The sequence below is a fragment of the Myxococcales bacterium genome, from assembly GCA_016717005.1.
Taxonomy (GTDB): Bacteria; Myxococcota_A; Polyangia; order Haliangiales; family Haliangiaceae; genus UBA2376.
In genome coordinates this window covers 347043-359404 of record JADJUF010000007.1, presented here as the reverse complement: position 1 = coordinate 359404, position 12362 = coordinate 347043, and the positions used below count along the sequence as shown (strand labels likewise).

Below are 12362 nucleotides of genomic sequence, written 5' to 3'. Positions count from 1 at the left end.
CTGGGGCCCCGTCGGGGATCGCCGGACGGCGCTTGCACCCGGCCCGCTCGCTCGCTACAACCCCTGGCGTGCAAACGCCGCGGAAGTGCAACGAAAACCGCTCGCTGTTCGGTCGCGTGATCGGGTCGATCGCCGCCGTGATGACCGTGGGCTTTCTGGCCGGGGCCTCGTGCAAGAAGGACACGGGCACACCCCGGACTGACCCCAAGGACGTGGTCAACGCCGCCGACCACGCCCAGGGCTCCGGCACCACCGGCGCGTCGGCGCCCCTCGATCGCACGCCGATCCCGGGCTTCGACGTCAGCACCCTCGACAGCGCCAAGGCCGATCTGTTCTTCAAGATGGTGGGGACGCTGTCGTCGCCGTGCGGCAAGGCCCACAGCCTGCGCACCAGCTTCGCGCAGGACGGCTCGTGCAAGCGCGCGCCGTTCGCGGTCAAGCTGGTCCACGACCTGATCGTCGACGAGCAGAGCGAGGACACGGTCCGCGCGATCTTCGAGGAGCGCTACGTCAAGAACAACAAGGTCTGGACGATCAACGTCGTCGGCGCGCCGACGGTGGGCTCGGCCGACGCGCCGGTGACCCTGGTCGAGTTCTTCGACTACGGCTGCCCGGCGTGCGTCGCGCTCAAGCCGGTGCTCGATCGGGTGATCGCCGAGAACAAGGGCAAGCTCAAGGTCTACTACAAGATGTACCCGCTGGTGTCGAAGCACCCCGACTCGTTCGGGTGCGCGCAGGCGGCGTTCGCAGCCAGCGTCCAGGGCAAGTTCCACGAGATGCACGACCTGGTGTTCGAGAAGTTCGGCAACCAGAAGAAGGACGACCTCCGCCGCTACGCCGGCGACCTCGGCCTCGACCTGGGCCGGTTCGACGCCGACTACGCCGCGGCCGAGCCGCGCGTGAAGGCCGACATGAAGGACGGGACCGACGTCGGCGTCGACGGCACGCCGACCTTGTTCCTGAACGGGCGCCTCTACGGCGGCCCGGCGGATCCCAAGTACATGGCCGCGGCCATCGACGAGGAGATCGCGGTCCGCGCCGCCGCCGCCGAGCCCGCCCCGGCGGCCCCCGCGCCGGCCCCGGCCCCCGCCGCCGCCCCGAAGTGAATCCCAGCCGCCGCCATCCGTCCCAGGAGTACCCCGATGCGCCGTGCCACCACCGCTGTGTTCGCCACCGCCCTGTCCCTCGCGTTCGCGGGCCACGCTGCCGCTGAGGTCAAGAAGGGCGACCGCGCCCCCGAGCTCGACGGCGCCAAGGACGCCGGCGGCAAGGCGTTCAAGCTCAAGGCGGCGCGCGGCCAGTGGATCGTGATGACCTTCGGCGGCTCGTGGTGCAAGCCCTGCAAGAAGGAGCTGCCGGCCTGGGACAAGCTGGCGGCCAGGTGGAAGGGCAAGGTCACGTTCGTCGCGGTCAACCTCGACAACGACCCGGCCAAGGGCAAGAAGTTCATGGACGGGCTCAAGATCAAGAACCTCGTCCGCGTCTACGCCCCCGAGGAGAAGAGCGCCGCGGCCGACATCTACGAGCCGCCGACGCAGCCGTCGAGCTACGTGATCAGCCCCAAGGGCATCGTCGTCGACCTGCACGAGGGCTACGAAGGCGGCGACGAGGGCAAGCTCGACAAGCAGCTCGCCAAGCTCGTGCCGTGATCCTTCTGCGGTGATGCGCGGGTCGGCGCCGCGCCTCCGCGGCGATCGTGCGCGGCCCCGCGTGGCGGGCTCAGCCGCCCCAGTCCATGCCCAGGGCGAACGCCCAGGTCACGCCGTCACCGGTGGTGGTCGCGCGCCAGGTGAAGTGGATGTCGGCGGTGCCGGGGCGCAGGCCGCCGGCGTCGCTGGTGCGGACCATCTCCAGGCCGAGGCGCGCGCCGATCAGCGCCTGCGCCAGCGCGTGGCTGCCGAGCTGATCGTCGGACACCAGCATCGCGGCGCCGCCGAGCTCGAGATCGACGTGCGGCCGCAGGCGCGTGCCCGAGACGTCGTCAGCGCGGCCGAGCAGCGTGGTCAGCACCGGGAAGCGCACGCCGGTGGTGAGCGCGTGGCCGCGGCCGTGGGCTGGGTCGCCGTCGGCGGGCGACGGCTCGCTCTCGAGGAGGAGATCGTACTCGGCGAACCCGTGGACGCGCCCGACCAGCGCGACGCCCCACTCCAGGCCGTAGTCGAAGGCGAGCCGATCGTGGCCGACGACCGACAGGCGCTGGACCCCGGTCCGGAACCCGAACGACTGCCACCGCGGCGGCGCGGGCGCGGGCGTGGGCGCTGGCGACGCGGTCGCGATGTCGACCGGCGGCGGCGGCGGCGGCGGCGGCGCGCGCCAGCGGTCGTCGGGCGGCCGCTGGGGGTGGGCCGCGACCGGGCGCGCCGCCGCCGCCACCGCGACGAGCGCCAGCGCCGCCCTCACCACGCCACCCCGACGCCGCCGCTGAAGCCCTCGTCGAGCGGCGACGACGTCACGGTCGGTCCGCACGCGCCGCGGCACAGGAGCTGATCGACCCGCGCGCGATCGACCGAGGGCGACAGCTCGATGCGGATGACGAACCGGATCATCACGCGGTGGTGGTCGCGCATCGCGCGGACCTGCCAGCCCCAGCCGGCCCACGCCGACGGCAGCGTCAGGCCGCCGTCCGCCAGGGCCAGGTGCTCGACGCTGGCGCCGACGTCGAGGTAGAGCTGCAGCGCCGCGCTCGAGTCGGGCTGGTACGAGCGCGCGAGCCAGCGCACGCCGGCGCCGGCGCGGATCGCGGGGCCGCCGCCGTCGCGCCCGGCGAACGCCCAGCCGGCGCGACCGTCGACGAGCGCCTGCCAGCGACCCCAGCCCCAGGCCAGCTCGCCGGTGACGCCGGGGGCGGCCACGGACCGGTCCCCGAGGTAGCGACCGCCGGCGGTCAGGTACAGCGCCGTGGTGCGGTGCGGCCAGCGCATCGCGTCGTCGTCGTCGGCGCCGGCGCGCGCGGCGCCAGGCGCCAGCGCCGTCGCGATCAGGATCATCAGCGCCCAGGCCCGCACGGTAGTCGGGAAGACGCGCGAGCCGTGGCCGCGATCTATTCCCGTCCGCGGTCAGCGCACGCGCGCGAGCTCGATCACGATCGGCGGCCCCGGCGCCGCCGTGCACGCGGTCCAGTCGACCGGCGGCGTCGGGCGGGTGACCTCGAGCTCGAGGCGCGCGTCGGCGCAGCGCCGCAGGCGCGCCGGCCGCGACACCCGACAGAACTGCGCGCCGCGCTCGTAACGGCGGGTCACGGTCCCGCTCGGCGGCGCCGCGCCGGCGCGCGCGAGATCGACCACCGCCGGCGCGGCCACCACCCCGGGCGGCAGGTCGCGCGGCAGCTCGTCGTGGAGCGGGTAGAGCTCGAGCCGGCCGCGGCTGTCGAGGAGCTGGTAGTCGCCGTCGGCGCCGCGCCAGACGCCGCCGAGGTCGTCGTCGCAGGTCCGCACCGGGGCCCGCTGGCACCCGGCCAGCGCCGCCACGATCAGCGCGGCCATCGGCGCCGCCACGATCAGCGCGGCCGACCCGCGCGGGTTCACGCCTGGGCCTGGAGCTGGTCGGCCTGATCGTGGGCGTGCAAGGCGTCGATGATGTCGTCGAGATCGCCGTCCATCACGCCCGGCAGGTTGTGCTTGGTCAGGCCGATGCGGTGATCGGTCACCCGGTCCTGGGGGAAGTTGTACGTGCGGACCTTCTCGGACCGATCGCCCGAGCCGACCATCGTGCGCCGGACGTCGCGCTCGGCCGCCTGGCGCTGCGCCAGCTCGAGGTCGTACAGGCGCGACCGCAGCACCTTCATCGCCTTGGCCTTGTTCTTGTGCTGCGACTTCTCGTCCTGGCAGATCACCACCAGGTTGGTCGGCAGGTGGGTGATGCGCACCGCCGAGTCGGTGGTGTTGACCGACTGGCCGCCGCTGCCGCTGGCGCGCTGCACGTCGATGCGCAGGTCGCGGCTCTCGTCGATCTTGACGTCGACCTCCTCGGCCTCGGGCAGGACCGCGACGGTCGCCGCCGAGGTGTGGATGCGGCCCTGGGCCTCGGTCGCGGGGACGCGCTGCACGCGGTGCACGCCCGACTCCCACTTGAGCCGCGAGAACACGTCCTTGCCGTCGATGAGGACGATGATCTCCTTCCAGCCGCCGGCCGCGCCCGACGACGCCGACAGCATCTCGAGCTTCCAGCCGTGGCGCTCGGCGTAGCGCGTGTACATGCGGAACAGATCGCCCGCGAACAGCGCCGCCTCGTCGCCGCCGGTGCCGGCCCGGATCTCGAGCACGGTGTTCTTGGCGTCGTCGGGGTTCTTGGGCAAGAGCAGGACCTTGATGGCCTGCTCGGCGGTGGCCCGGGCCGCCTCGAGCTGGCGCTGCTCGTCGCGCGCCAGCTCGCGCAGCTCGGCGTCGGTCTCGAGGTTGGCCATCTGCCGGGCCTGCTCGAGATCGGCGCGCAGCTTCTGGTACGCGCGCCACGCCGTGACGAGCGGCTCGAGGTCGGCGTACTCGCGCGACAGCTTGCCGAACTCGGCGCGACGGCTGATGACCTCGGGGTCGCCGAGCAGCGCCGTCACCTCTTCGTGGCGGCGGCCCAGCGCCGCCATCTTGTCGTGGAAGCGCGGTTCGTCGAACATGGATCACCCACGACCGGCCCGGGCCGGCGCGAGCGCGCGCGGCCCGGTCCCGACGTGCCGGTGCCTCACGCCTTGGGGGCGTACCGCTTGCGGAAGCGGTCGATGCGGCCGGCGGTGTCCATCAGGCGCTGGGTGCCGGTGTAGAACGGGTGGCACTTCGAGCAGATCTCGACGGCGAAGTCGCCCTTGGTCGAGAAGGTGTCGAAGATCGACCCGCACGCGCAGGAGATCTTCGTGGGGCGGTAGTGCGGGTGGCTGGCGGTATCCTTCATGGCACATCCCTCTCGCGGGCTCCGCATGCCGGCGCGGTAGTGCGCCGGGAGTGGGAGCGTTCGAGCGACGGGTTTCTAGCAGATCTAGCGGCGACGATCTACCGACCGGCGCAGCGGGCGGGATCGGTCAGCGATGTCAGCGGGTTAGCGCCATACCTGGGTCAGCCGTGGCTCGGCCTTGTCGGGGTACAGCGGCAAGATCTCGTGGCCGACGCGCAGCTCGCGCACCGACCGGTAGCGGCGCCCGAGGTCGAGGCTGACGTAGACCTTGCGGGCGTCGGCGACCCCGAAGCTGGTCGACACCACCATCTGCTCGTCGCCGACGCACTCGTAGCCCTCGGGGATGACGTCGTGGCCGTAGATGCAGAACGTGCCCCCGAGCGCGCGGACGAACCGGGCGGCGGCCTCGGTCGTCGCCGACCGCGCCCACAGGATCGGGCCGATGACCGGCGCGTCGAGGATGTCCAGCGCGCTGCCGAGCTCGAAGCCCTCGAGCGGCGTCGCCTCGATCTCGGCGACCGACGTCACGGTCGCGGCGGGGGCGCCGTGGGTGAAGACCGCGCCGCACGGCGCGATCGCCACCAGCGCGAAGCCGCGCAGCACCTCGCGCATCCGGGCCGCGGCCACCGCGCCCATCCGGGCCTCGAGCACCGCGACCTCGTCGGCGGCGAACTTGGCGGTGTGCGGCCCGCCGATGTGGCCGTGCTCGTGGTTGCCGACCAGCGCGTGGACGCGCCCGGGGTGGCGCAGCGACAGCACGACCAGCTCGTCGATCACCTCGTCGGAGGCGTCGCGGTAGTACTCGCCGAGGAAGTCGGGCCAGTCGCGCTCGTCGAGGTGCGGGCCGTGGATCAGATCACCGGTGAACAGCAGGTGCGCGTCGCCGGTGGCGGCGTGGACCTCGTCGAAGATCTCGACGATCCGGTGGAAGTCGCGCAGACAGCCCTGGAGGTCCGTGCACACGATGAGCCGGCCGTGATCCGGCAATCGCAGCACGCGGGCCATGGCCCACCATTATCCACGTCTGGCGCGTGCGCGCGAAGGCGCACGGACGCGAATCAGGCGAGCGCCGCGATCAGCGCGGCCAGGTCGGGGGCGGTCGCGGCGGCGGCCGCCGCGCGGTCGGGCGGGGCGGCCCGGGCCCGGCGCCAGGCGTCGACGTCGTCGACGAGGGCCTCGGCCTGGCGCGAGAACGTGGCGGTCGGGTCGAGCCGCGGGGCGGCGGCGGTGCCGCCTCGGACCAGGACCAGCTCGGCCGACGCGGTCTCGGCGAGATCGTCGGCGATGACCTCGTCGAGGCGCTGGCCCGACTCGCTGGTCAGCGTGCCGACGAGCGTCAACGAGCCGCCGCTGGTCAGCCGGCGGGCCCCGGCCCACAGCCGGCGGACCCGGGTCGCGGCCGCGGCGTCGAGCGCGCCGATCAGCGTGCGGCCGCTGGGCGGGGTGACGACGTTCCAGGCCCGGGCCAGGCGGCCGAGCGAGTCGATCACGACGATCGCGTCGCCGCCGCGCTCGGCCGTGCGCTTGCCGCGCTCGACCATCATCTCGACCAGCTGGACGTGGCGCGCCGGCGGCTCGCCCATGGTCGAGATCGCGACGTGGCCGTCGAGCCCGCGGGCCAGCTCGGCGGCGTCCTCGGGCCGGACGTCGATCGCGACCAGCGTGATCGTGGCGCGCGGGTGGTTGGCGATCAGGGCCCGGGTCAGCGCGCCGAGGAGCGCGCTCTTGCCGGACCGGGGCGGCGCCTTGATCAAGATGCGCTGGCCGAGCCCGAGCGGCGCGTACAGCTCGGCGAGCCGCACCGCCGGCGGCGCGCCGGCGAGCTCGAGCCGCGTCGTCGCCGGCGCCGCCTCGCGATCGTCGAAGTCGGGGCGGTGCGGGTGCTGATCGGGGGCGCCGCCCTCGACCGACTCGACCCGCAACAGCGCGAAGTAGCGCTCGCTCTCCTTGGGCGCGCGGACGCTGCCGCGCACGACGTCGCCGGTGCGCAGCCCGAACCGCCGGATCTGCGACGGCGACACGTAGACGTCGTCGGTGCCGGGCGCGAACATCGCGTCGGCGTTGCGCAGGAAGCCGAAACCGTCGGCCAGCACCTCGAGCACGCCCTCGGCGTGGGTCTCGCCGCGGCGATCGGCGTGGGCCTCGAGCACCGCCAGCACCAGGTCGGCCTTGCGCAGCTCGCGGGCGTCGTCGACCCCGAGCCGCTCGGCGGTGGTGCACAGCTCGTCGGGGCTCATCCGGCGCAGCGCGCCCAGCTCGAGGGACGCGACGCCGCCGCCGGTGGAACCGGACGGGGTCGGAGACGGCGGGGTCGGCGGGGGGGCCACGGGCGGGGTGCGCGGACGCGCGGGGAGGCAGTGTTAGAGTAGGGACCTCCATGGCACCGGGTCAAGCCACGCCGCCGACGCGACGCATCCGTGCGCGGGTGCGCGGGCGGGTGCAGGGGGTGGGCTACCGGGCCGGGGCGGCGCGCGCGGCCGCGCGGCTCGGGCTCGCCGGCTGGGTCGCGAACCAGGCCGACGGCACGGTCGCGCTCGAGGCCCAGGGCCCGGCCGCGGCGGTGGCGGCGCTCCTCGCGTGGTGCCAGCGCGGCCCGGCGCTGGCCGCGGTGGCGGCGGTCGACGTCGACGAGCGGCCGGTCGCCGACGGCGACGTCGGGTTCGCGATCCGGCGCTGATCGATGCTGACCTCGCTGCGCCGGAACGTCTGGAACTGGCTGCCGGCGTTCGTCGAGATCGCCGAGGCCGGCTCGGTCGTGGCGGCGGCGCGGCGGCTGGCGCTGACGCCGGCGGCGGTGTCGCGCACGCTCGGGCTGCTCGAGGACGCGCTGGGCCGGCCGCTGTTCGACCGCGTCGGCAAGCGCCTGGTGCTGACCAGCGCCGGGGTGGCGCTGCGCGACGCGGTGCGCGCGGCGACGCGCGCCGTCGAGACCGGCCTGGCCGACGGCGCCGACGATCCGTTCCTGGGCGCGCTGCGGGTCGCGTCGATCGGCGTCCTGACCGATCACGTCGTGGTGCCGGCGCTGATCGAGCTCAAGCGCGCGCACCCGGGGCTCGCGCCCGAGCACGCGGTCGTGGGGCCGGCCGAGGCCAACGCGCTCCTGGTGCGCGGCGTGCTCGACGTCGCGTTCTACTACGAGGAGCTCACCAGCGACGAGATCGCGGTCGAGCGGCTGGGCGCGCTGGGCGCGTCGATCTACTGCGGTCGCCGGCACCCGCTGTTCGGCGCGCGGCGCCCGACCCGGGCCGCGGTGCTGGCGCACCCGTTCTCGGTGCCGCGGGTCGGCGACAGCGGCCGGGTCCAGGACGGCTGGCCCGCGGAGCTGGCGCGCACGGTCGGCATGCGCATCACGATGCTGCGCTCGAACCTGCAGGTCGCGCTGTCGGGCACGCTCTTGACGGTGCTGCCCGACGTCACCGCCGCGCCGCACCTGGCCCGGCGCGAGCTGCGCCGCCTGACGATGATCGCGCTGCCGCCGATCGAGGTGTTCGCGGCGCGCCACCGGGGAGCGCTCGGCCGCCGGGCCGGGCAGGCGATGACCGACGCCGCCCGGGCCCGGCTGGCCGCGGTGTGCGCGGTGTGATCGCGGCCACCCGCGGGCGGCGCGCCGGTCGCCGGGGCGGCGGCGCGAGGACCTGACCGGCGCCGACCTGCGCCGGCCGCGTCACGCAGGGCGGGCGAGCGCCCGGCCCTGCGGCGACGGCCGCCCGGCGTCAGTCCTTCGACGGGGTCGAGCCGCTCTCGGTGTCGCGCAGGCCGAACTCCTTCATCTTCATCTGCAGGCTCTTGCGGCTGATCTTGAGCAGCTTGGCGGCCTGGGTGACGTTGCCGCCGGTCTCGGCCAGGGCCTTGGCGATGAACTCCTTCTCGACCCGGCTGGTCTCGGCCCGGACGATGTCCTTGAGCGAGGCGTCGCCGGCGAGATCGACCGCGTCGTCGTCGCCGTCGTCGTCGCGCGGGGCCGCGGCCGAGGAGGTCGCCGTCGCCGCCGCGGCGCACAGATCGTCGGGCAGGTCGGCCTTGGCGATGATCTCGGACTTGCAGAACAGGATCGTCCGCTCGAGCACGTTCTCGAGCTCGCGGATGTTGCCGGGCCAGCTGTACGCGCCGAGCACCGCCATCGCGTCGTCGCTGATGCCGACGACGTTCTTCTTCAGGCGCTCGTTGAAGCGGCGCAGGATGTGGCGGACCAGGAGCGGCACGTCGCCGTCGCGCCGGCGCAGCGGCGGGATCAGCAGCGGCACGACGTTGAGGCGGTAGTAGAGGTCTTCCCGGAAGTTGCCGCGCGCGATCTCCTGCTCGAGGTCGCGGTTGGTGGCGGTGATGAGGCGGACATCGACCTTGATCGTCTTGATGCCGCCCACGCGCTCGAACTCGCTCTCCTGGATCGCGCGCAGCAGCTTGACCTGCATCTCGACCGGGATCTCGCCGATCTCGTCGAGGAACAGCGTGCCGCCGTCGGCCAGCTCGAACCGCCCCGGCTTCGACGTGGTGGCGCCGGTGAACGCGCCCTTCTCGTAGCCGAACAGCTCCGACTCCATCAGGGTCTTGGGGATCGCGGCGCAGTTGATCTTGATGAACGGCCCGCCGCTGACGCTCGAGCCCTCGTGCAGGGCCTTGGCCACCAGCTCCTTGCCGGTGCCGCTCTCGCCGGTGATCAGCACCGTCGACGGCGAGTCCGCGACCCGCTCGATCACCTCGAACACGCCGTGCATCTCGGGCGAGTCGCCGACCAGCCCGAACCGGCCGCGGACGTCGTCGGTGGGGCGGTAGAGCCCGGCCTGGGGCGCGGCCCGGTTGGCGGCGGCCTGGCGCACGGCCTTGTCGACGATCGCGCGGATCTGGTCCTGCTCGAACGGCTTCTCGATGTAGTCGAACGCGCCGGCCTTGATGGCCTCGACCGCGTGCCCGACCGACCCGTGGGCGGTCATCATGACGATCGGCACGTGCGGGTGGGTCCGGACCGCGGTCCGCAGCACCTCCATGCCGTCGAGCCGGGGCATCCGCAGATCGGTGATCACGACGTCGACCGAGTCGAGCGCGGCGATCGCCTCGGCGCCGTCGTTGGCCAGGACCACGTCGTGGCCGTCGCGGCGCAAGATCGCCGTGAGCACCCGCCGCAGGTTGGGTTCGTCGTCGGCGACCAGGACGCGCAAGGGCTCGGTCATCGGGTGCTGCACGGTATCCCACGCGCGCCCACAAGCAAACTGGTCACGATGACGCGTCGATGGGCAGGTCGGTCACCGGCGTGAGGTCGTCGGGATCGTGGGGCGCGGCCGCGGCCTTGGGGCGCAGGAGCGGGTTGGTCATCTGGCCGGTGATCGTGGCCTGGGCCGGCGTGCCCGGCGCCACCGGCAAGAACACCGAGAAGGTCGAGCCGGCGCCCGGCGTCGACCGCACCTCGATCGTGCCGCCCGACTGGCTGACGATGCGCTGGGCGATGGCCAGGCCCAGGCCGGTGCCGCGGGCCTTGGTCGTGTAGAACGGGATGAACAGCTTGTTGAGCTTGTCGGCGGCGATGCCGTGGCCGGTGTCGCGCAGCCGGACCTCGGCGAACTGGCCGTAGCCGAGCCGCGACCGCCGCCGCCGGGTGGTCAGGATCTCGAGCGTGCCGCCGTCGGGCATGGCCTGGACGGCGTTGAGGCCGAGGTTCAGGAACACCTGCACCAGCGCCTCGGGATCGGCCACGACCTTGGGCAGCTGATCGTCGTAGCGCGCCTTGATCTCGACGCCCTTGGCGTCGGGCGCCGACGACAGGAGCGCGACGACCTTCTTGACGACGTGGTTGAGCTCGATCGGCTGCGGGCGGCCGCCGTCGGCGCGATCGGCGCGGGCGTAGTCGAGGAACCGGCTGACGACGTTGTTGAGCCGGTCGACCTCCTCGAGGATGATGTCGATGAACTCGGCGGTCTCGGGGCCCAGCGGCAGCGGCTTGCGATCGGGCCCGACCAGGAGCTGGGCCGCGCCCTTGATCGCGCCGAGCGGGTTGCGGATCTCGTGGGCCAGGCCGGCCGACATCTCGCCGAGCGCGGCCAGGCGATCGCGCTCCTTGACGCCCTCGTAGGCCTGGCTCGACTCGATCACGCGCGCCGCCTGCGACGCCAGCGCCCGGAACACGTCGACGTCGTCGAGATCGAACGCGCCCTCGGCCCGATCGTCGCGGATCGTCAGGAGGCCGAGCAGCCACGGGCCCTGCTCGGTCTCGGCCGAGCCCAGGAACGGGAACACCAGCGCGCCCGAGAGCTGCTCGGTCGTGGCCACGACCGCCGACAGCGCCTCGCGCCGATCGGCCGGCGCGTCGGCCGGCAGGTTGGCCAGCTCGCGCCGGACCAGGTCGAGATCGAGGTAGCCGGTGCGCAGGCGATCGAAGAACGCCCGGGCGGCGCCGGCGTCGATGCGCTCGGGCGGCACCGCGCCGAAGTGACCGCCGCGGTCGAGCCCGGCGCCGTCGGGGTCGAGCAGGTACACCGCCGCGTCGGTCACGCGCCGCGACTCCTCGAGCGCGGTGAAGACCCGGCCGATCATGTCGGGCACGTCGACGACGCTGGTCAGCTCGCGGCGCAGCGCCTCGAGCCGGCCGCGCATCTCGTGGCGCTGGCGCACGAGCCAGCGGTTGATGCTGTTCTCGAGCAGGCTGCGCACCGGCTCGAACAGGATCAGGATGACGAACGACGCGACCAGCGCGTTGAGCAGGTACAGGCCCTGCTGGCCGCCGCCGACCCACGACAGGAGCAGCGAGTACACCGCCGACAGCAGCACGACCAGCGAGCCGAGCACGGCCATCTTGCCGACCAGCTCGTTGACGTCGATCAGCCGGCTGCGGAACAGCGTCTGGCTGATGAAGTACAGGTACAGGATCGACAGGACGTTGCCGATCGTCGGCCAGGCCACGCCGAACCGCGGCAGCACGTCGGTGAGCGCCAGCGTCGTCGCGACGAAGCCGCCCAGCGCGAGGTAGCGGATCCGGGCCCGCTCGACCCGCTTCTGGATCGCGCGGTACTGCATGTACATGTCGTAGACGCAGCGGTAGAGGCCGCCGAAGACGTAGGCGCCGAACGGCACCAGGAACCAGTCGGACTCGTGGATCGGGTAGATGACCGCGCCGTAGATCAGGCCGGCGTACGACAAGAGCGTCCACGCCAGCGTCACGCGCGGCGGCCGGTGCGGGCCGCCGATCGACGGCTGGCTGAGGAACTGGCGGAAGAACGCGATCGCGGTCGGCGGGATCGTCGCGGCCGGCCACAGCGCCAGCCAGCGCCACCACGCCGACCCGGTCGCCATCTCGATGAACGTGGCGATCTGCCAGGTCGAGACCACGAACGTGAACGTCGCGAACGAGACGTACGAGCGGTCGCTGCGGTCGCGCAGCAGCACCGACGCGCCGATCGCCATGATCAGCAGCGCGGCCAGCAGCGCGGAGACCGCCTGGACGTCCACGCGCCGACGATAGCAGCCGGCGCCCGCGCTCGGGTACCATCGGC

The 12362-nt window shown here is 73.4% G+C and carries 13 protein-coding genes; 4 read left to right on the top strand and 9 right to left on the bottom strand.

The features are described 5' to 3' along the window. The first annotated feature begins 68 nt into the window (after positions 1-68). Complete coding sequence (locus IPL61_08465; GenBank protein MBK9031356.1) at positions 69-1106, top strand: thioredoxin domain-containing protein; 1038 nt, start codon at positions 69-71, stop codon at positions 1104-1106. A 36-nt stretch (positions 1107-1142) separates the two neighbouring features. Then, on the top strand, positions 1143-1649 hold the full coding sequence (locus IPL61_08460) for a TlpA family protein disulfide reductase (protein MBK9031355.1): 507 nt from the start codon (positions 1143-1145) through the stop codon (positions 1647-1649). A 70-nt stretch (positions 1650-1719) separates the two neighbouring features. Here the strand turns inward: IPL61_08460 and IPL61_08455 are convergent, their stop codons facing one another. From IPL61_08455 to rho, 7 genes are all read right to left on the bottom strand, one after another. Continuing rightward, a complete protein-coding gene (locus IPL61_08455) occupies positions 1720-2400 on the bottom strand; it encodes a hypothetical protein (protein ID MBK9031354.1) in 681 nt (226 codons plus the stop codon). After that, a complete protein-coding gene (locus tag IPL61_08450) occupies positions 2397-3005 on the bottom strand; it encodes a hypothetical protein (GenBank protein MBK9031353.1) in 609 nt (202 codons plus the stop codon). The genes IPL61_08455 and IPL61_08450 overlap by 4 nt, the downstream gene beginning before the upstream one ends. Before the next feature lie 51 nt (positions 3006-3056). Then, positions 3057-3524 (bottom strand): hypothetical protein, encoded by a 468-nt coding sequence (locus IPL61_08445; protein MBK9031352.1) that lies wholly within the window; start codon positions 3522-3524, stop codon positions 3057-3059. Continuing rightward, positions 3521-4609 carry a peptide chain release factor 1 gene (gene prfA, locus IPL61_08440; protein ID MBK9031351.1) on the bottom strand — a complete coding sequence of 363 codons (1089 nt, stop codon included), beginning with the start codon at positions 4607-4609 and terminating at the stop codon, positions 3521-3523. The genes IPL61_08445 and prfA overlap by 4 nt, the downstream gene beginning before the upstream one ends. Before the next feature lie 65 nt (positions 4610-4674). Continuing rightward, a complete protein-coding gene (rpmE, locus tag IPL61_08435) occupies positions 4675-4881 on the bottom strand; it encodes a 50S ribosomal protein L31 (protein MBK9031350.1) in 207 nt (68 codons plus the stop codon). A 144-nt stretch (positions 4882-5025) separates the two neighbouring features. Then, positions 5026-5886, bottom strand: coding sequence for a metallophosphoesterase (locus tag IPL61_08430; protein ID MBK9031349.1), 861 nt, complete (start codon positions 5884-5886; stop codon positions 5026-5028). A gap of 53 nt (positions 5887-5939) precedes the next feature. Beyond that, positions 5940-7208 (bottom strand): transcription termination factor Rho, encoded by a 1269-nt coding sequence (gene rho / locus IPL61_08425; GenBank protein MBK9031348.1) that lies wholly within the window; start codon positions 7206-7208, stop codon positions 5940-5942. A 50-nt stretch (positions 7209-7258) separates the two neighbouring features. Between rho and IPL61_08420 the strand changes: the two genes are divergently transcribed. Beyond that, a complete protein-coding gene (locus tag IPL61_08420) occupies positions 7259-7558 on the top strand; it encodes an acylphosphatase (GenBank protein ID MBK9031347.1) in 300 nt (99 codons plus the stop codon). Between the two features lie 3 nt (positions 7559-7561). Beyond that, positions 7562-8464 carry a LysR family transcriptional regulator gene (locus tag IPL61_08415; GenBank protein ID MBK9031346.1) on the top strand — a complete coding sequence of 301 codons (903 nt, stop codon included), beginning with the start codon at positions 7562-7564 and terminating at the stop codon, positions 8462-8464. Positions 8465-8594: 130 nt separating this feature from the next. On the opposite strand, the gene IPL61_08410 is transcribed toward IPL61_08415, so the two are convergent. Further along, a complete protein-coding gene (locus IPL61_08410) occupies positions 8595-10049 on the bottom strand; it encodes a sigma-54-dependent Fis family transcriptional regulator (protein ID MBK9031345.1) in 1455 nt (484 codons plus the stop codon). Positions 10050-10092: 43 nt separating this feature from the next. Beyond that, positions 10093-12318: a hypothetical protein gene (locus tag IPL61_08405; protein MBK9031344.1), complete on the bottom strand. Its 2226-nt coding sequence runs from the start codon at positions 12316-12318 to the stop codon at positions 10093-10095. Positions 12319-12362 lie beyond the last annotated feature (44 nt).

What these genes read in the sequence shown, in the direction of transcription:
- IPL61_08460 (MBK9031355.1), top strand. Translation starts at nt 1,143, where the DNA reads ATGCGCCGTGCCACCACCGCTGTGTTCGCCACCGCCCTGTCCCTCGCG.
- prfA (MBK9031351.1), bottom strand. Translation starts at nt 4,609, where the DNA reads ATGTTCGACGAACCGCGCTTCCACGACAAGATGGCGGCGCTGGGCCGC.
- rpmE (MBK9031350.1), bottom strand. Translation starts at nt 4,881, where the DNA reads ATGAAGGATACCGCCAGCCACCCGCACTACCGCCCCACGAAGATCTCC.
- IPL61_08430 (MBK9031349.1), bottom strand. Translation starts at nt 5,886, where the DNA reads ATGGCCCGCGTGCTGCGATTGCCGGATCACGGCCGGCTCATCGTGTGC.
- IPL61_08420 (MBK9031347.1), top strand. Translation starts at nt 7,259, where the DNA reads ATGGCACCGGGTCAAGCCACGCCGCCGACGCGACGCATCCGTGCGCGG.
- IPL61_08415 (MBK9031346.1), top strand. Translation starts at nt 7,562, where the DNA reads ATGCTGACCTCGCTGCGCCGGAACGTCTGGAACTGGCTGCCGGCGTTC.
- IPL61_08410 (MBK9031345.1), bottom strand. Translation starts at nt 10,049, where the DNA reads ATGACCGAGCCCTTGCGCGTCCTGGTCGCCGACGACGAACCCAACCTG.